The organism is Paenibacillus endoradicis (genome assembly GCF_024721975.1).
Genome location: NZ_JANQBB010000009.1, coordinates 175,631 through 196,922, shown reverse-complemented (window position 1 = coordinate 196,922; position 21,292 = coordinate 175,631). Strand labels below are relative to the sequence as shown.

The following is a 21,292-nucleotide window of genomic DNA, read 5'->3' as shown; positions in this document are numbered from 1 at the left end:
TCTTTAGTTCATTAGAATATTTCGTAAACTTTTGTCCTTTTACTGCTGGCATAAAAAATGCACCTCCTAGAATTTCATCGGATAAACCAGGGGTTTATTCCAATGTCTATTCTAAGGGGTGCACTTCAAGTCTAATCCAGAGGTTTTTCTTTTGTCGATGCAAAGAAGTCGAATTTGTTAGTAAACAGTAAAATTTATGAATTGTTCGTTATTATTCAAATTGCTAATCTTAGTAAGATCATAAAAAAGGGTTGTAATGATATGCTAGCCGCAATGTATAAAGTAATGAAAGTATGTCTTGAAGATAGGTGGGGATTAAAACGCGATGAAAGTAAAAAAAGGTGGACGAAACTGGAAACGTCTTGCCTTGCTCGTACTGCCTTTGCTGGTAATCATTATGATTGGCATTCGGTTAGGCGGAGCCTCTATCGATAGTGCTGCTACGAGCCGCAATTCTGTATTGTTGTCGATTAATGGTATAGAGATACCAGAAGAAGAGTTCAGAATGTTTCTTCAGGACGAAAAAGCTTCTACAGCAAACTATTTTTCTCAAACATATGGTGCAGAGTACAATGAGCATTTTTGGGACACCGATTTCGAAGGTGAAAATCCGGTGCAAGTTGCCAGAGAAAATGCGTTAAGTAAGCTTATACGAGTAAAGACAGAGCAACAGTTAGCAGTCCAATATGGTGTGATCCGAAGTGCTTCGTACGACCATATTAAGAAGCAAATGAACAAGGAGGAAAACCAGTATGGTGCGGAATCACTGGATGGGTACCAAAAATATATGGTGTATCACAGTAAGCTGGTTGTAGATGCAAAAAACAATTTTAAAGTGAAAGCGGTTTCTATACCAGAATCCGAACTTCGTCAGTATTATGAGTTGAACAAAGAGAATCGCTTCAAATTACCTGATCAAGTGGAAGCACTCGTCATTTCCTTACCAGGGCAAGATTTAGAAAATGTGGGTGAAGTCATTCCCAATCTGATTGATGAGATTCGTGGCGGAGCGAAGGTAGATGAACTTAAGAAAAAGTATTTCAGTCAGTATGGTTTTGTCATTAAGCATAAACAATACGGTAGCGATGAAGGAAAAGATGAAAACTCTTCCGAGCTTGAAGATCAACTTAAGGAAATTGCTAATGAACTTAGTACTGGTCAAACGAGTGCACCGACTGAAATTAGTGGTCAGACGTACGTAGTCGTTTGTTTAGAAAGAAATCAAGAGAAAGTCAGTACATTTGATGAAGCAAAACTATGGATTGAAGATGTTTTGCAGGATGAGCGCTTTATGCAACAAGTTGAGAACGACAGCGGCAATCAGGTTATGTATGTTAATGAGGAATGGTTCAATCAAATTCGAATGAATTAATAATGAGAAGGAGTAAAAAAATATGAAAAAACGTAATAAAATTACAGCGCTTTTGTTGGCATTAATTATACTTGTTCAAAGTTTAGGTTTAGTCGGTGCGGGTTCAGTTTCTGCTGCGGAAGTAATAGAGCCAGTAGTTACTGCAGATGATCAAGCATCATCCCCGATAAAAGCTAATGCACTATACGGTACGACTGTACGCGGAGGTACCCATGCGGACAAGCAGGCAGCTGCAGGCTCCAGTACAATTGCTAAAGAACTAATTGAAACAAAATGGGCAGGGGATATGAGCTTTAGCCGAAGAGGGCATATGGAGTTTGATATGTCTACTAGTGCCAATATCGACTGGGATAAGGTACAAAGCATTAAGCTAACTATGTTTCTAAAGGAACATACAGGCAACGATAAGAAAGACACGATTCAAGTGTTCAAAACAGAAAAACCTTCAATAAGTGAAGAAAACTGGACATGGAATAATACGCTAGGGTTGATGGACAAAGCTGTTGTAATCGGTGAACAAACATTTACGGATGCGAATACGGGCTCATGGGTTGAAATTGATGTAACTGATCTGAAGGAGTCACTTCAGGCAGACCCTTCATCCCCGTTTGCTTTAGCTCTATACCCAGCAGCAAAGGCAGACAATGGTGGTGTACGTTTTTATTCCCAGCATCAAGAATCAGGGAAATATACGCCATATTTAAACATTTATCAGTCGGAATACGTGGATACAATTTCACCAACCGTTAAAGTTACTGGATTAACGGATGGCCAGCAGGTGATGGAAGAACAATTTTCGTTTACGATCGAGGCTTTAGATAATGTGGATGCTGATCCTGCTATCCACTTATCAGTTAATGGAGATGGAGGAATTGGTGTAAATGGACTGAATATAGTTACATTACACCCTGGACAAAATACTATACTTGTTAGCGCCATGGATGCTGCAGGTAATATATCTGAAACTCAACGATATATAGTAATTTATTCAAAATCACATGTGATCCCAGTTACTGGGGATACATATACGGATATTAGAGAACTCAACAAAAACTTTAATGGCGCAAAAATGCAATTAAAGGAGCCAGTGGGTGGTGGCACTACGAGAAATGTGTATATATCATTCGATTTGCCTAGTGATGTACCTTATGTGAAGGAAGCAGGCATTGAGCTATACTTAGCTGAACTGATGGGGAGTGACAGAACCTCGGAAGTGATTAATATTTACGAGGTTTCGGAGTTCGATGAAACGAAGATAACTTCAGGTAATGCACCAGCTACCGGTGAGAAAGTAGCCGACGTTGCATACAGCCGAGTATCTGCTAACGCTTATCCTAATAGGTATGTCAGACTAGATATTACAGAGTACATTAACAAAAAGCTAGCAGAACAACAATCTGGGCTTGTCTATTTTGTTTTGAAAATTGACAATGGCCACGATCAAAAAGGTGCTTATTTCTTAAGTAAAGAAAACTCGCAGGCAGAAGCGCCACGTCTTGTACTAGTTGAAGGCTTACCAGCTCCTACTCTAGAAGTAGTCGGACTTGAGGATCAAGCGATTTATTCAACTGAAAATATTAAAGATGTAGCGATTAGTGCGAATAGCGTGAATGATACGATTCAAGTAGATTTAGAAGTGACGGTTAATGATAATGTAGTTACACCAAACCACAATGGACTATATGATATTCCATTGCAATTAGGAACAAATACAATCAGAGTTATAGCAACTGATGAAGCAGGAAACACAGTTGTGAAAACGTATACGATAACTTGTCTGCAAGGAGCACAAGCAGGTATTTATTATGTAGACAGTGAAGCTGGTGACGATAATAACGATGGATTAAGTGAACAGTCAGCATGGAAATCACTTGAAAAACTAAATGCAATTCAATGGCAGCCGGGCAGTAAAATTTTATTTAAACGCGGTGGTATGTGGAACGGTCAATTCAGACCGAACGGTTCAGGAACAGTAGAAGCACCGATTATTGTAGACGTATACGGTGAAGCAATGAGCAGACCAATTATTAATGGTGGAGGTATTTCTAATAAAGATACGAACAATGCATTTGCCGAAGGTGCCGTACATCTGTACAACTTGTCGTATTGGGAGATTAATGGGCTTGAAGTAACTAACAAAGGTGCAGTAGTATCAGAGGCTGCGCGTGCAGGAATTATGGTAGCAGCTGGCGGTAATGGATTTGTCGAGCATGTTTATGTTAAAGATGTTTATGTACATGATGTTAACTCGCATGACGATGCACAAAAAATATCGGGCGGAATTATCTTCAGAGGTGATACGGTTGATGAAAAAGGAAATATTACAAATATTTCTTCCGGTTTCCGAGATATTCTTGTAGAAAACTCACATATCAAAGATGTTGCAATTGAAGGTCTTCGTACCAAAACGTATAAAAACGGCGGTGACACAGGCAGTATCAAAAATGTCGATGTAGTATTTAGAAATAATCTGATCGAAAATATTTTGGGAGACGGTATCGTAATTTCCGAAATGGCTTCGGGCGGTTTGGTGGAAAAAAATATTATTAGAAGGCACAGTATGAGTACTAAAGCTAGAAACTATGCAGGACTTTGGCTGTATCAAACCGATAAAGTATTGATCCAATACAACGAAGTGTACGAAGGTGTAAATGGTTATAATGACGGTGAAGCATTCGACTTTGATATTTCGGCAACGAATAATATTTACCAATATAATTACAGTCATAACAATCGAGGCGGCTTCCTGTTAACGATGACTAGCGCAGGAGTAGGTAACGTATTCCGTTATAACATTAGTAAAAATGATGGTAACGGTACTGAAATCTTCTTCTGTATGAATGATCGTACAGCAATTTATAACAATACGATTTATATTGGAGAAGGTATAAATGTTAAGTATTTAATCAAAGAAACAAATATTCAAAATATGTTCTTCAAAAATAATATCGTGCATGTAGAAGGGACGTTAGACAACTATTCTCAAATGACAAACTCTTATAATGCTCCAAATGTATCGAATAACCTATTCTATCCAGCGAGCGTTGCAAGCTTGCCGGGAAGTCCAAATTTGTATCCAACTCTAGTAACAGGACCTGCTAAGCTGGTTAGTCCTGATGCAGAAACTATCGTAATGGACACTTGGACACAGGGAATATGGGATACAAACATTGCTAACTTCAAGCTAACAGCTGATTCACCTGCGATCGATGCAGGCGTTGTTATTCCTGACGCAGGAGCACATGATATTTACGGTACGCAGTTGTACGCAGGGAAACCAGATATCGGTGCACATGAGTTTACGTTAGAACAAGTTGATCATACAGCACTAAATAGTCTAATCAGCAATGCGCAATCAACACATGATGCAGCAGTGGAAGGTACAAAAGCTGGGCAATACCCTGTCGGCACGAAAGCTATCTTCCAGGCAGCAATCAATAATGCTGCTGATGTAGCTAAAGATGCAGACGCAACTCAGTTGCAAATTAACGAAGTTGTAGCTACGTTGAATGCAGCATTAGCAACATTTAAATCTCTAGTAAATAGCGGAGCTCCGGGAGATGTGAATGGTAACGGAGAAGTAACCGTTGGGGATCTAGCTCTTATTGCTAAACATTATGGTAAAGCGCTTGGAGATGCAGATTGGAACGATGCGAAGGTTGCTGATATTAACAACGATAATAAAGTTGATATTGATGATCTTGCAGTGTTGGCTAAACTGATTTTTGGCTAAACGATAATTGGGAGGGAACCGTGGAGTTTTGAGTCCTCTCACCTGCACCACATGAATAAGAAAAAGTTCATTAGACGATAATTCTAATGAACTTTTTTGTGTTTTTATGACTCTATTCATTCAAAAAATAGATCAGAATACATACTAAGCAATGCTGCTAACATTGCAAATACCAAACTAACTTTGTTAAAAAGAGTCAATCGTTTTTTTGGCAAGTGCAGCAACCTCGAGCAGCTCCAATGTTTTACAGTATTCCTTCTTAATCTCTCCGTCTATCATTTCTAGGTCATCCTCTAAATAATCCACCACGCTTAGTTCATGAAACCAATCCCCCGGTTCTGCTTCCTGCTGGCTGACATTTTTCCAGGAATGCTCAAGTTTTGGGCTGTAAATTCTCCTCGCTCCCTTGCGAAGTTGGCACGATTTTAACCTTAATGAATAAGTATTTCCCGGTATAGCTTCATTTACATTATTGAATAAATGCGGCCAATAATCTTTCCTTGATCCAGTATGCGGATGACATATCGCCCAATCCAGTGCCTCTCTATGAAAATCGACATTTTTAAATAAAACGGCATACAGCCTTTTACCAAGTAAAATTCGCTCATGGAGAGATTGGAATTGTTGAAGAGTCTGCCCTTTTACATGGTTACCTTCCGAAGGAAAAACAATATGATTAAGTGACAACCAGTTCTGAAGTTGAAATCCGATTTTATCGAATATTTCTTTTTGATAATGGGGATTTTGAACGACCCTTTGTTCCAGGTAGCTTTGTTCATTGATGACTAACGCTATACAAAGACTATACGTATCTCGAACTCTCCAAAAATAGTTCCAAATCGTTTCCAAAAACATAGAAACATTTAGTTGAGGGAGTAAATAAAACATGGGTCTATTTTGCTTTAAACTTTCACCGTAAAGCAGAAATTGCGGGTATATATCTTGGAAAATTAGCCAGTTACCGCGTTCTAAAAAATGGAAAAATGATTCCTTCTCCTTGCGTGAGAGCAGTTTGGTTAGAAACTCTCCCTTGAGATCGGTCATATTCCATCCGCCGTTCCGTGATACCATATGGCCTAAAAATGCCCAGTGGATTTCAGGATGCCGAAGATAAAACTCGAGGTAGGCCTTTGTTCGGGTCACATTATTTAAGTTGTGCTCCTGGGTTATACGTTTAATTTTATTCAAAAGCTCTTGCTCTGAAAAAGTTAGCTTATTTGAGACGGAAGGGGAGTATTTTATTTTCTTCTTTAATTCCTTGCGAATCGTTTCAAGTGGTGTTATTTGGCGTTTTCTTGTAGAAAAGATATTAATTCCTCCCTTATTTAAACCGAAGTCTATTTGATTATTTTATTAGGGAGTTTAGGAATTGATGACGAGGAATTAATCAAAGGGCAACTTACTATTAAATAAACAAAAATAGTTATAAATTAGTCAATTTTGTCAATTATAGCTTCGATTATGGATGACCTATAATGGAGGAGTCTTGATTGATAGAAGCAATAGAACTTAAAAATGTAAGCGATTTCAATTGAGATGAATCCAATGCTCGTCAACACTATCAAAAAGTAGGAGGAATATTATGACAAAGAAGAAAAGGCAAGTGATTAAAAAAGGTCTATCGTCTCTCGTTACAATGACCTTGCTCGTTACGACGATGCTGCCCGTTTCGGATATCGCGGCTAGCAGCAATCCAGCGGCTACTGTTACTCAAGGAATTATGCCGATGGCAACAACAGAAGATGCTTTCTCACGAAGCATCCATATGAAAATGGAGAACAATTTGCGAGATTCGGCACTACCGCTTATCGACTATACACCATTTGGCACGATGACTTATGCAACGGGGCATGATGGACAGGCGCTTAGTATAAAAAATCCAGTCAAAAAGCTATCTGAGCCGCGAGTCAGTCTTGGTAACATTAATTATGGTGCAGATCAGGATTTCACGATTGCGTTTTGGTTTAAAGGTGATGTAAAGAAACAAGCACAGTATTCGACTATATTAGCAAACAAAGATTATTCCCATTGGTATAATCCAGGCTGGATGTTCGTATTCCAACCGTCCTACACAAATAATGTATCCGGACCGATGGAGCTTACATTTAACTACAGCACTTTAGGTTCGCCAACTGGTGTAAGTAACAAAATTTTTGAACCGTTAACTGGTTCATCAGACGGCGAGTGGCATCATGTTGCGGCGTCAGTGACACGTGGTAAAAACGTTGAAATGTTTGTTGATGGAAAGTCGATCTCTACAGTAAGCTTGCCGGCATTAGGTCAATTGAAAACAACGATTGACGCTGGCTTGCCAACGATGATTGGGGCATCTGGTACAGGGGAACAAGAAGGGAAAACAGATTTTCTAATGGATGATTTGTTTATAGTTCCTCAAGCAATGACAGCTGCAGAAGTAAGTCAGTTAATGACGGAGAGAGTTAATGAGTCTGGACTAGCTGATTCAGTGCTAGCTTTGAACTTCAACGGAAATGTGAATGATAAATCTGCCAATCCGCGTGAAGTTATAGCTGTCAATGATCCTGAATACACAATCGGAAGGATAGGTAAAGCGATCCATTTTCAAAACAGCGATGCAGATGCTTCGGCGGTGAAGTATGTGGATGCAGGTAATATCGAATATGGGACAAATGACTTTTCAGTTGGTTATTGGTTGAAATTAAATCAAGCCAATGGAGTTAACGAAACAGCTTCTATTATTTCTAATACAGTCAGCGGCCAAGTGGGTTGGTCATTGGGCATTGATGCCAATAAAGATCTGAAATGGAGCTTTAAAACAGACGATGCAACGAGCGTTCTAAAAGAAACAATAGCCATTCCACAAGATAAAAAATGGCATCATTACGGCGTCGTGATCGATCGGGTCAATCAAAAGGCTAAGTTTTTTAGAGATGGTCTATTCATTAGTGAAACCGCGTTAACGGGTTTGAATGGCTCAGTGAATGCTGTAGCACATACGACAAAAATCGGTGCAGATGGTGATGGCAGCTTTAATGCAAGCCTACTTGATATGATGGTGGATGAATTCTATGTATTTAATACAGCACTTACCAATGAAGAGGTTAGAGCATTATATGACATTGCACCACCGATATCTAGCATGCAAATGGAAGGCGCACTAGATTTGATCGGTGCGGAGCATACGCTAGAAAATGGTGCTGTTCGAATGAGTGTAAACACTCGTTTTACGAATAAAACAGCGCAATATAACACACTTGATATGACTGTTGAATATGATCCAAGCAAATTCGATTTTATGAAAGCCTATTCGCAAGAAAATAAAGAAGTAGTGAAGGTAGTAGAAGTAAAGGATGGAAAGATCAAGCTGCAAATTAGCGGACTTACACATAAAACAATTGCCAATCCATCTGAATACAGGGAATCACGGATTGCTATTCTTGATTTTGTAACCAAAGTTGATTCAGGCACGAGCAGTATTAGTATAGCCGAAGCGCAGTTTAGTAATGCCAATACAGGCATGAACACTGAAAACTCTGTAGATTTTCGATTAGGTAAAGTAGATATTACGATCCATGGAAAAGATCAAAATGACTTAAATAAAGATGGATTAATTACAATTGGAGATATTGCACTTGGTCTAGCACAACATCAAGAAGTCGATCAATTATTACCGTTGGCAGAAATGTCGAAAATTACGCCTTATAAGCGGGTATTATTAATCGGGCTAGACGGTTCGGGTAATATCATTAAAGGTTATGATAATCCCTATTGGACGGATCCGACTAAACCATCCACGGATGCAGGAAACTTATTAAAAATCCCTTTCCTACGCAGCCTCGCTGAAGGCGGAGCAGCTAGCTATGATGTAAGGGCAACGATGCCTTCTTCTTCAACGCCAAACTGGGTATCCATGCTAACAGGTGTTCCATTTGCAGAGCATGAAGTAGATAACTGGAATACGGCTACTAATCAATACAGCAGTAGCTCAATGTTTATGGACGGTCATCCACTAGGGACGATATACAGAACGCTTAGCGATGAATCTCCACAGCGTCGTTCTGCTTTGTTTTCCGTTTGGTTCGACGCGATTTACGGACATGTTGAACAATCTGTAGGCGCTGAGCTAGTACGTGGTGCAAATGGAGAGGATATCAATACACTTAACAATACACTTGATTATATTAGATCCGGCAAATTAAAAGATACTGATTTTATTCAAGTAACATTTGATGAGATTGATGCAGCGTTACACAGCTCAGGGTTTGGTTCGAAAAAGTTCTATGATAACTTCAATACGACGGATGGAAGAGTTAAACAGTTGATTGAAGCGATTCAAGCCGAAGGATTGTTGGAAGACACACTTATTCTAATAAGTGCGGATCATGGTGGAGGTAAAGTTCAGCCGGATGGTTCAATTCAAAACTGGACGAATCATGGTTATGATAACCCATCATCAACAACTTCATTTATTATAGCAAACGGTCGTACAGTAGCTACGGAACAATATTCTGAAAAGCTGCTACATGGCGGTAACACATATGATATTTATGGTATTGCACTGAGTGCACTTGGTAAGTCTGATTTAGGCTTACGCAATTCTGTAGTGCCAGAGGGAATGTTTTTGAAGCAAACAGAGATGAATAACAAAAACAATGCTAATCTTACGCTTAACAGTGAGTTAGATGGCAGTTCACAGAAATACGTACTGGCAGGCAGCCAGCTTCCAGTCGGAGCAAAAGCGATTGAGTTGCTCATTAACGGAATGACGGTTAATGATGTCAACATTGAGCCAAGTCAAAGTGATGTTCAAGTGTTATTCAAAGAAATGAAGGATGGAAAGCTTCGTACCATTTTGACAAGTGAGCAAGGATTTGTATCTGTTTCTCCAATTGCAGTGTTCAAAACTCCGAAATCAGGTAAGCTGGCATTAGAGCAAGCGATGATCGCGAATGGAACTGGTTATGAAACGATGCCGAATTTAATAAATGGGGATAAACCTGATGAAGAAGTGAAGGATGAGTTTGATGTCATTCGCATGAAACAATTTGTTAAGCTAACGGGCGGAGATGGATTTAATCCACTTGATCCAGATATCTCAGCTAACATCAAAGCAATGAGTGAAGAAGTAAGTAACTCTAGCTTAACGGGGTATTGGGATACGATGAATAAAACAGCGAATCGAACATATTTATGGAATGATTTGCCGAGCACAACAATATCTACACAGGTGTCTTCACACTATATCCGTTTGAAGCAGATGGCACTTGCTTATGCAACGATAGGATCGCCTTTATATCATAATGATATGCTACGTGAAGATATTATTGAAGGTTTGGAGTGGACTTACACGAATCGTTATAACGAAGCTAAAAGTGAGTATGACAATTGGTGGGATTGGGAAATTGGAACACCTCGCCTTGTGAATGACACGATCGTATTAATGTACGATGAGTTATCACCTGCTTTGATTAGTAAATATATTCGTGCAGTTGATAGATTCGTGCCAAACCCTAGTAAACGTACGGTGAGCGGAGTGACAGAAACAGCGGGTAATCTAATGAATAAGTCATTTATCGTTACGTTACGTGGTGTGATTGGGAAATCAAGTGAAAAAATGATCCAAGGTCGCGATTCTATGGCACCTGCATACTTATATGTAAATAGCGGTGATGGTTTCTATGAAGATGGATCATTTATTCAGCATACATATATTGCCTACACTGGTGGATACGGAGAAGATCTTATTGGAAGAGTTGCAGATCTCTTCTATCTATTAAAAGACTCTGAATGGGACATCATCGATCCGAATGCTGATAATGTATATCGTTGGGTAGAGGAAGGTTTTGAACCGGTTATTTATAAAGGCGCGATTATGGATAATTTGCGCGGACGTGGTATTTCTCGTGAAACTTCTAATGACCATACGATTGGTAGAATTATTATATTAAACCTGCTTCAATTAGCAGAAGGAGCTCCAGCTGAGCAAGCACTGAAAATGAAGCAAATGATTAAAGAATGGATTATTTCTGATACAACGTTTGACAATTATTATGTTGGGGCAAGTATGTCAGAAATGGTGTTGATCAAAAAGCTGTTAAACGATGATTCAATCGTTCCGCGCGGTGAGTTAGTTGGCCATTATCAATATGCTGGAATGGATCGCGCAGTCCATTTGCGTGACGAGTTCGGTTTCGGTATTAGTATGTTCTCTCCACGAATTGCTGCTTTTGAATATGGCAACGGTGAAAACCATAAAGGCTGGTTTACAGGCGTTGGTATGACTACATTGTATAACAAAGACTTAGAACAATTTAGCGATAATTATTGGGGAACAGTAAATATGTACCGTTTGCCAGGTATAACTACAGATGGTTCTGGAAGTGGAACACCGACAGATTGGAAGAGCTACCCGAATCCGAATACTTGGGTAGGCGGATCTTCGATTGATAATCTACATGGCTCCGTCGGCATGCAATTTTCACTTTCTCAGAACACAGGAAGTCCACTTGAAGGTAAAAAATCTTGGTTTATGTTTGGCGATCAAATTGTAGCACTTGGTTCTAACATTAAGAATACAAATGCAAATTTGGTGGAAACGATAGTAGAAAATCGGAAGCTAAATGAAAGTGGTAACAACAAGTTAACAGTTAATGGAAGCGAAAAACCGAGTTCCCTAGGTTGGGCAGAGAAAATGAGCAATGTTCAATGGGCTCATCTTGCCGGTACAGTTGAAGGATCGGATATCGGTTATTACTTCCCTGAGAATGCAACGATCAGCGGGCTAAGAGAAGCAAGAACAGCTGATTGGAAGCAGGTTAATAAAAATAATTCAACAACACCAGTAACAGAAAACTATTTGAGCTTGGCATTCGATCATGGAAAAACACCAACGAATGCTAATTACTCTTACGTCATTCTACCGAATAAAGATGCGGCGGCAACTGCAAGCTATGCTGCTAAACCGACGATTAAAATTATTGAAAACACCGCGGAAGCGCATGCTGCAATGGATACTTCATTGCAGGCAGTCGGTGTGAATTTCTGGAATGATGCCGTTAAGAGTGTCAATGTGGATGGACATCCATTTATTACTAGTAATAAGAAAGCATCCGTCACGACAATCGAGCAGGATGGACAAATTCGAATCGGTGTTTCTGATCCAACGAAAGCAAACAAAGGAACGATTCAGATTGAAGTGAATCGTAGCGCAACAGGTGTCATCTCACTAGATCCAGCGATTACAGTTACACAGCTTAGTCCAACAATTCAAATGACTGTCAATACAGCAGCGGCATTTGGCGAAACTTTTACAGCTCAATTTAATCTTGAAGATCCAGAGCCTGCTGAAGCACCAGTCTTAATTAGCGCAGAAAATAAAGCTTCACAAATTGTTCTGAAATGGGGAGCAACAAATGGAGCAACTGGCTATAAAGTGAAATACGGAACAGAAGCTGGTAATTACTCAGATTCAATCGATATTACCTCTATCGGCGTAATGAATGAGTATGCGATTAAAGGGTTGATGATTGGTAAAGAGTATTACTTTGTAGTAGTGGCTTATAATTCACTGGGAGAAAGTGCGCTTTCCAATGAGTTATCTGCTACACCTTTACCCAAAGTATCATTGCTTCGAATATTAGATTTGAAACTTGATGGCAGCTTAACGGATAGCTCTTCTAAGCAAAATAATGGTAGTGCAACAGGTACAGTACAGTACGTAAATGGTGAAACTAAAGGTCAAGCTATAGATTTAAACAACGGTTATATTACGCTTGATGCAAACAAGTTAAAACTTGGAGCAGATCAAAATTTTACTGTTGCGTTCTGGATGAAGTCGGGTAACCAAGGGTCAGCAGATACAACCTTTATTTCAAATAAAGACTGGGCAAGCGGCGCTAATCAAGGCTGGGTAATCGGGATGGATAAAGGAAATCTTACATGGAACTTCAAAGGATCAAATTCAGCTCGCGTAGATTTAAAACCAACGGTTGCAACGGTTGGAGATGATAAATGGCACCATATTGCCATATCACATGATCGAACAGGCAATGCGGTGATCTATGTTGATAATAAAGTGATCAAAACGATTTCGATCACAGGGGCTGGCAACATCGATACGACGCTAGCGCTTAATATCGGAGCAGATGGCAAAGGCGCATATCGTTACAAAGGCTTACTCGATGATATTCAAATTTATAGCTCAGCGCTAAGTAGTGTAGAAATCTCAGCGCTGTATGAAAGTCATTTTGCAGAAGAAGTTGATCGCTCAACATTGCAACAACTGATGAACATGACGAAAGCGATCTACGATGCAGCGGTGGAAGGTACTGAAGCGGGCCATTATCCAGTCGGGTCAAAAAAAGTGTTAAATGATGTTTACGAATGGGCACAAATTGTAATGAACGATAATGAAGCGATTGTAGAAGAAGTGAGTGCGGTACAAAACGTATTAACGAGAGCACTTCAGGATTTCCGCAATTCAGTCATCGTTAAACCGATTGTAGGTCCTTATGCCGAATTGTCAGGTGTAAGTAGTATTCAGTCCGATATGACGTTTGATGTCACTTACCAATTAGGTAATATTGACATGGATAACGGTATTTATGGACAACAATTAACGTTCACTTATGATGAGGAGCAAGTAGAACTATTATCTGTAGAATCAGTGAGGGAAGGCATCCAAATTTATAGCGAGACGCTAACATCAGGAAAAGTACATATTCTCGCAGTAAGCTTGGGTGAAGATAATGTAGTGAAAGACGATGCAGTGTTACTGAAGCTACAATTTAAAGCTAAATCAGCAAGTGGAGTAACATCAATTACATTATCACAAGCTACTATTTCAGGTGCCGATGGCATCGAAATAAAGCTGGATACTGTTATTCATAACGTGATCATTACTAACGTTGAAATGGTAGCACTAGATGCATTAATTGTTAATGCTCAAAACAAGCATGATGAAGCTATTGAAGGTACAAGTACTGGTCAATATCCACATGGGGCGAAAGCGAAGCTGCAAGAGGCAATTGATGTAGCTAAAGTAGTAGCTGAAAATGCAAATGCAACGAATGAGCAAATTGAGGAAGCGATCGCTGCATTAAATGAAGCATTGCAAACCTTTATCACTTCGATCAAAGTGGGTATTCCGGGAGATGTGAACGACAACGGTCAAGTGACGATTGGAGATTTAGCACTTATCGCTAAATATTATGGTAAAAAAGTTGGAGATGCGAACTGGAATGAAGCGAAGTTTGCAGATGTTACAGGTGATGGCAAGGTTGATATTGAAGATCTTGCGTTGATGGCCAAATTGATTTTTGAATGAGGATAACAGGGAGGAAAGCTTCGCTTGAAGCTTTCCTCCCTTGTTGTTAATGAAGGAATAGTCTAGAAATTAGGAATAAAAATGAAAACGGATACAAAATAGTAAAAATAGTCTTACTATAGTAAAAATAGTCTATTATAGCAACGGCAAGTGACAGACTACAATAGATATTGGCTAGTAATCATTTACACAAAATATGAGTATGGAGGAATATGAAATGGGAAAAAGTCAGGTAAATAAAATGACCCGCTTATTTATTGTATTTGCATTGATGCTTACACTACTTGCTCCAGCGTTATCCCCAAGTGTGGCACACGCAGCTTCAGGCACAACCTATTATATTAGCTCTTCCGAAGGGAACGACAACAATAACGGCACATCAGAGTCAAGTCCTTGGCAGTCGCTGGATAAGGTTAACAGTCAAAAGTTTCAAGCTGGCGATAAAGTTTTATTCAAAGCTGGGGATGTGTGGAATGGTTCGATTAAACTAAGAAATACATCGGGTACAAAAGATGCTCCAATCGTATTTGATAAATATGGAAGCATTGATGTAAATGTAAGACCGATCATCAACGGAAATGGGACAACAACGACAGAAGAGTCAGCCATTGTTAAAAACTATACTTCTATAAAAGACAAAACGTTATCTGCTGTAATTGATGTGGTAGATGGGAGTTACTTGCAATTCCATAATTTCGAACTTACAAATAAAAATCCTAACGTTGTTTCTCAACGAGCAGGCATTAATATTAGAACAACGTCAACGAATACGACGCAATGGGAAGCTAATCAACACCGTGGTATTGTAATCACGAACAACTATGTTCACGATGTAGATGGAAATCCCACAGGTTGGAAAGTTGGAAGTGGTGGTATTCTAATCCTTGGTAACATTACTGACGTGCTCATTGACAGTAATATTGTGAAGCGCGTAGATATTGAAGGGATTAGAAACGCTGGATTATATAAAGAAGGCGACATCGATGCAAACTTTCCAAGAAGATTTGAAAACGTTATCTTTAGTAATAACTATGTTGAAGATACACAAGGTGATGCCTTTGTTATGAGTAATGTAGGAACAAACGGACGAATGGAATACAACACAGTTGTGCGTCATTCGAACAAAAATGTTGGTAATGTAAATTACGCTGGATTATGGGTAATCGGCGTGAAGGACATGACGATACAATATAATGAAGTGTATGGTGGCGTTTTCGGCTACAACGATGGTCAAGCATTCGACATTGATATGTTCAGCGAAGGAACGCTTTACCAATATAACTATAGCCATAGTAACCGCGGTGGCTTCATTTTATTTATGCACAGTTCAACAAACTCATTAGTTCGTTACAATGTGAGTGTTAATGATGGAGATGGTAGATACATATTCCATTACTTGCCGACAACTAAGTCAGCTGCTCCAGTAATTCACAACAATACATTCTTTACAGATTCACATATCAATACCAAACTAGTTAGCGATCCAGGAAAATATTTGCGAATGTACAATAACATCTTCTACTCCAAAGCAAATACAACATTTGGACAAACTCAATTTGCTGCTGGTAGTGAAGTGAAAAATAATATTTTCTATCCGGGTAATGGTTATCAAGATGCAAATCTTACAAATCTTTCATTGCAGGATAATCTGTTCGTTAGCCCTCAATTTGCAAGAGCGGGTGAAGAACCAAAAGATATCGTTGGTCTGGGATCATTTGATGTAGAAAAACTAAACGGTTATAAATTGCTTTCAGGATCTCCAGCGATTGATGCAGGCTTGGATATGTCAGGTATAGCGCCAAGCGTATGGTCAGCTGCAACTAAAGACTTTTTCAACAATCCACTTACGGATAAAGTTGATATTGGTGCCCATGAATATTCGAATGATGCACCAACTAATATTAATCCTGAAGTAATGCCAGCTTCGATCACGCTTGATCAAAGTGAGCTTGTATTTACGGCAGCTAAGTATGGAGCAACTGTTAAGGCGAATGTTTTGCCGACTGCTGCTACATTTAATGGTGTGAAATGGTCAAGCAGCAATCCAGCAATTGCCGCTGTTGATGCTAATGGTTATGTTACTGCTGTATCAGCAGGTAACGCAGTTATTACAGCAGAGAGCGTTGTGGATTCAACTGTGAAGGCGACAATTGCAGTTACTTCAGTGACACCTGCAGCTGGTCATGTTCTTAAGATGAAATTTGAGAACAATGTGCTAGATGAATCACCTTATAATATTCCACTTACTTCTTTCAACAACCTTAGCTATGTAAAAGGACCTGGCATTGCGGGCAAAGCAATTAATCTAAACCCAACAGAATCAGGACAATCTTATATTAGTGCAGGTAAACCATCTAATCTTCAGTTCGGTGCGAATCAGAACTTTACAGTATCATTTTGGATGAAATCAGACGGACAAAATGGAGCTGATACGACGATTATTTCTAATAAAGACTGGGCAAGTGGTGCCAATCAAGGTTGGATAATCGGTATGTACCAAGGCAACTTAATTTGGAACTATAAAGGTTCTAGTAAGGATCGACTTGATTTTAAACCTACAGTTGTTAAGGTAGGTGATAATGAATGGCACCATATCGCAATTTCTCATAATCGTACGGGAGATGCGGTATTCTACGTCGATAATAAGCAAGTAAAAACAATTTCTATTGCCAATGCGGGTAATATCGATACTACGCTTCCAATTAATATTGGTGCTGATGGCAAAGGTAATTTGGCTTACAAAGGCTTACTTGATGAGATGAATGTATACAATACGGCGCTTAGTGCAACAGAAGTTGCGACATTATATCAAAGTTACTTTGCACAGCCAGGAGACCGCAGCGTATTGCAAGAATTGATTGATGAGGCACAGGTAGTGTACGATGCTGCAGTGGAAGGTACGAAGCCAGGACAATATCCGGTTGCAGCCAAAGCTGAACTACAAAAAGCTATACGCGTTGCTCAAGATGTGCATGACGATCAAGCTGCTGCGCCAGAAGTAATTGATGCAGCAGGTGTTACACTAAATAGAGCAGTTAGCGTATTTGAGACAACGATCATTATTGCTAAATTCACTAACTACATCATTGCTTCAGATGATGCACTATTGTCTGACAGCAAAAATACAGTTCAATTGAGAATTGATGGTCAAATGAACGATGATAGCAAAATAAGTAACCCAGATTATTATAAAGCGCAATATATTGCGGATCATGCTGGTGCAGTTATCGATCAGGAGACAGGGAAACTCACTTTTAATGGTGATCTTTCAACCGTTAATGAAATTAATGTATCTGCTGAAATCAAAGAGTATACAAATCTTGTTTATTCTGAAAGCTTTGAAAAAGGTTTGGGAGAGTTCGTAACAGAGCAAAGTCCGCCTACAGCTGGAGCAGGCCCAGTTGTTACTAATAAAGTTTCGTATCATGGTAATAGCAGCGCACTGTATAATGAACCACCAGCGATTGAGAAAACATTTGCTCCAAATCAACAAGGTATCGTAACAATGATGCTTTATGATGATGGCACCAAAGCAGGAGCAACAAGAGCTGTTGCACATGTCGGCAATCTTCGTACCAACCTTTTAGTTGCTATGGGAGTGTTTTATGATGGTGGAAGCACCGGCAATAAAGACAATTACTCGGTTAGAGCTAGTAATTCTGCTACCGCATGGGAAGATACTGGTATTGTGCGTACAGTAGGTTGGCATGAACTGAAATGGGACTATACATCAGGTACTGATTTAAAAATGTATATTGATGATCAGCTTGTGAAAACGACCACAGCAATTAAGAGCTTTGATCGCATTAATCTTGCATTTGTTTGGGATAAAGCGAATGGACGTACATTTGCTTTTGACAACATTAAGTATGCTGCAAATGGTGAAAAAACAACGGTAACTACGGATGCATTGAAAATCGCTATTGATAAGCCAAAAGCTTTATCAACGACATTGACTGGTTCGAAGTCTGTAGAGCAAGGAAGCACATTTACCGTTAAATACGGATTAAGCGATGTACGACAAAGCTTCTACAGCCAAGAAATCACTTTAAATTATGATGCAAATCTATATGAGTTTACAGGAGTATCTTCATTAGTAGGTGATCGTATTACGATTTTACAACCAGATGAACAGAAAGCTGGTGAAATTCGTCTTGTAATTGCAAGTCTTGGTGAAGGAAACGAAATTTCAGCAGATGCCGAGATTTTAGGGCTGATGTTCAAAGCAAAACCACTTAGTGTTACTAAAACGGGTATCATTGCGATTACTTTTGCTGAGCTTGGTAATGCACAAGGAGATGACATCGTAGCTGAATTGTCCTCTCTAAGTGTAGAGGTTACTGCTAAAAAGACTGGAGTACCAGGAGACCTAAATAACGATGAGAAAGTAACAGTTGGAGATCTGGCAATGATAGCTGCACATTATGGCAAAGATCATACCGATGCAAATTGGATTAATATCCAACAATTCGATGTGAATTATGATGGCAAAATTGATATTGAAGATTTGGCTATCATTGCGCAAACAATATTATTGAACTAAATAGCGAATATAGGATCGTGAAATGGGAGAAGAATTATTCTTCTCCTGTTTTACGATAATCCCAATATCTAATAGGAGTGGACACATATGAAGAGAAAAATAGTTATGTTTTTATTAATTAGTATCATGTGTACGGTTAGTATCATGCAAGGTTCTGCCTTTGCAGCAAGTACTCCACAGTTTCAATTAACGTCTGACAAGCTAGAACTTAAAGCAGGAGAAATTGTTACGTTGACGATGAATGGAAAAAAACTAAATGATATGTATGCTTATGAAGCTAAATTCACTTATGATCCTGCTAAGCTAGAATTAACGGAAGCTAAATCGCAATTAAAAGGATTTTCCGTAGCTCCAATTAAAAAGGATAAAGAAATTACGATTGCTCATACGAAGGTTGGAAATAGTGCTGGCGAAAATGGAGATGTGCTGATTGGAACATTAACATTTAAAGCAAAGGAAAGCGGTATAGCAGTAGTGAACTGGAATGCTATGAAAGTGGTGAACAGTCAACTTCAAGATAATAGTTATGTAGTAAATGAAACGACATCTCTTAATATTTCAGAAACGATTGTGAATCCAGTTTCATTTACTGATATTAAAGGTCATTGGGCTGAAGCATCGATTATTGAAGCAGCAAGCAAAGGTTTAATTAATGGATATCCAGGAGGGAAGTTCTTGCCAAACGGTTCCATTACACGGACCGAATTTGCAGTAATGCTATCAAGATCGTTGAAGCTAGAAGCACAAGACGAGCTTAAATTCATTGATGCAGGCAAAATCCCGAATTGGGCAAAATCTGACGTTGCAAAGGTCGTAACAGCAGGATTTATCCAAGGTTATCAAGATAATAGCTTTAGAGGAGACCAACCAATAACGAGAGCAGAAATTGCGGTGATGGTTGCTCGTAGCTTGAACTTGAAAGCTACCGACGGTGAAAAACTAACATTCGTTGATAGCAACAGCATACCAAGTTGGGCTAAAGGTTGGGTAGAACTAGCAGTTGATAAAGGAATTATGCAAGGTAGCAGCGGCAATAAATTTTTACCGAACGATAATGCAACAAGAGCGGAAGCTACAGTAATGATATTACGTCTGTTGAGCTTAGATAAGTAATTCTCAAAACCTTCGGATTTTATAAATCCGGAGGTTTTTTATAGGTTTTAAGAGACGAGCTATTGCAATAGTAAAAATCGTGCAATAACAGTCAAATTTGTTAATTACGCGATATAAAAGTGCTCTTTATAATTAGATGAATAGTAAGTGAATGAGGAGGTCCTATAATGAAACTGCACATACTTACTCGGAATCGTGTTATTGGTATAATATGCTTACTGGCTGCTATTACTATCGGCTTATTTATATCGCTTGGAATGTCATCGGGGGAAGAGAATAATGAGGTTGTATTCACCATCGATACTTATGAGGTGAAGGAAGCGGAGTTTAATGCTATTTTGCAAGAAAAGAAGGCATTAACGACCAGTTATTTCAAACAAACTTATAATGTAGATTATAGCGAGAATTTTTGGACTACGACATATGAAGGTGAAAATCCGCTAGAGTATGCTAAGCAGCAGGTTATGGATCAATTACTGCTATTAAAGATTGAGCAAATCTTGATGAAAGAAAATGAAATTGTTAGCGATATTTCATATGATTCTTTTTTGAAAAATTTAGAAATTGAAAACATTGATAGACAAAATAAAATAAAAAACAATGAACCCATCTATGGTCCTAAGGTATATGGGACACTCGAGTATTATTCTTACTTGCACAGTATTAATTATCAAAAGCTAGTTGATAAATTAACGCAGGAAGCTTTAGCTGTGCTGTCTGATGATGCTATACAACAAATGTATGAAGAAATGAAACAACTTTATTTCCATAAAGGATATAACTTCAAATATGAGAAAATAACGATAGTTAACGATATAAACTCGAAAGAGATATTGGAGAAAGTTCAGCAGCTTACAGCTACGAAAGATATTTCGGTAGAGCAGGCAGTCGCTTCATTAGCGGCAACGGTTCAAGTTGAAGAATTGGCGTTAAACATAAATGAGGCTTCAAAGGATGACACGCTTTCGTATTATTTAAATGAATTGTTTACAGATTCAAACGAAGGAGATTTCAACGAAATAGATACAAAAGGTAATGAATTAGTTATGTATAGACTTCTAGAAAAACAGGATAAAGGCTTTGAGAAATTTGATGATGTTAAAAGTGCAGTAATCCAGATACATGTTAAAGGACAACTCGAGCAAAAGGTAAGCCAACGGTTAAGTCAAGCTAACGTTCAAATTAACGAGAATATATATAATAAATTAGTCATTGAATAAGGATCAA

Annotated in this window: 7 protein-coding genes; 6 read left to right on the top strand and 1 reads right to left on the bottom strand. The window is 38.8% G+C overall.

Annotated elements, in window-relative coordinates; translation table 11 throughout:
- Window positions 1–325 precede the first annotated feature (325 nt).
- Together NV377_RS24060 and NV377_RS24055 are read left to right on the top strand one after the other, a co-directional pair.
- Window positions 326–1,372: a peptidylprolyl isomerase gene (locus NV377_RS24060; RefSeq protein ID WP_258203368.1), complete on the top strand. Its 1,047-nt coding sequence runs from the start codon at window positions 326–328 to the stop codon at window positions 1,370–1,372.
- A 22-nt stretch (window positions 1,373–1,394) separates the two neighbouring features.
- Window positions 1,395–5,105: a DNRLRE domain-containing protein gene (locus NV377_RS24055; RefSeq protein ID WP_258203367.1), complete on the top strand. Its 3,711-nt coding sequence runs from the start codon at window positions 1,395–1,397 to the stop codon at window positions 5,103–5,105.
- Between the two features lie 186 nt (window positions 5,106–5,291).
- On the opposite strand, the gene NV377_RS24050 is transcribed toward NV377_RS24055, so the two are convergent.
- Window positions 5,292–6,413, bottom strand: a complete 1,122-nt coding sequence (locus NV377_RS24050; RefSeq protein WP_258203374.1) for a DUF2515 family protein — start codon at window positions 6,411–6,413, stop codon at window positions 5,292–5,294.
- A gap of 274 nt (window positions 6,414–6,687) precedes the next feature.
- Between NV377_RS24050 and NV377_RS24045 the strand changes: the two genes are divergently transcribed.
- The 4 genes from NV377_RS24045 to NV377_RS24030 all read left to right on the top strand — a co-directional run bounded on the left by NV377_RS24045 (window position 6,688) and on the right by NV377_RS24030 (window position 21,285).
- Window positions 6,688–14,409, top strand: coding sequence for a polysaccharide lyase family 8 super-sandwich domain-containing protein (locus NV377_RS24045; RefSeq protein ID WP_258203366.1), 7,722 nt, complete (start codon window positions 6,688–6,690; stop codon window positions 14,407–14,409).
- A gap of 217 nt (window positions 14,410–14,626) precedes the next feature.
- Complete coding sequence (locus tag NV377_RS24040) at window positions 14,627–18,952, top strand: LamG-like jellyroll fold domain-containing protein (RefSeq protein ID WP_258203365.1); 4,326 nt, start codon at window positions 14,627–14,629, stop codon at window positions 18,950–18,952.
- Between the two features lie 87 nt (window positions 18,953–19,039).
- The gene (locus NV377_RS24035) at window positions 19,040–20,065 is read left to right on the top strand and encodes an S-layer homology domain-containing protein (protein ID WP_258203364.1); all 1,026 of its coding nucleotides are present in this window, start codon (window positions 19,040–19,042) and stop codon (window positions 20,063–20,065) included.
- Window positions 20,066–20,232: 167 nt separating this feature from the next.
- Window positions 20,233–21,285, top strand: coding sequence for a hypothetical protein (locus tag NV377_RS24030; RefSeq protein ID WP_258203363.1), 1,053 nt, complete (start codon window positions 20,233–20,235; stop codon window positions 21,283–21,285).
- Window positions 21,286–21,292 lie beyond the last annotated feature (7 nt).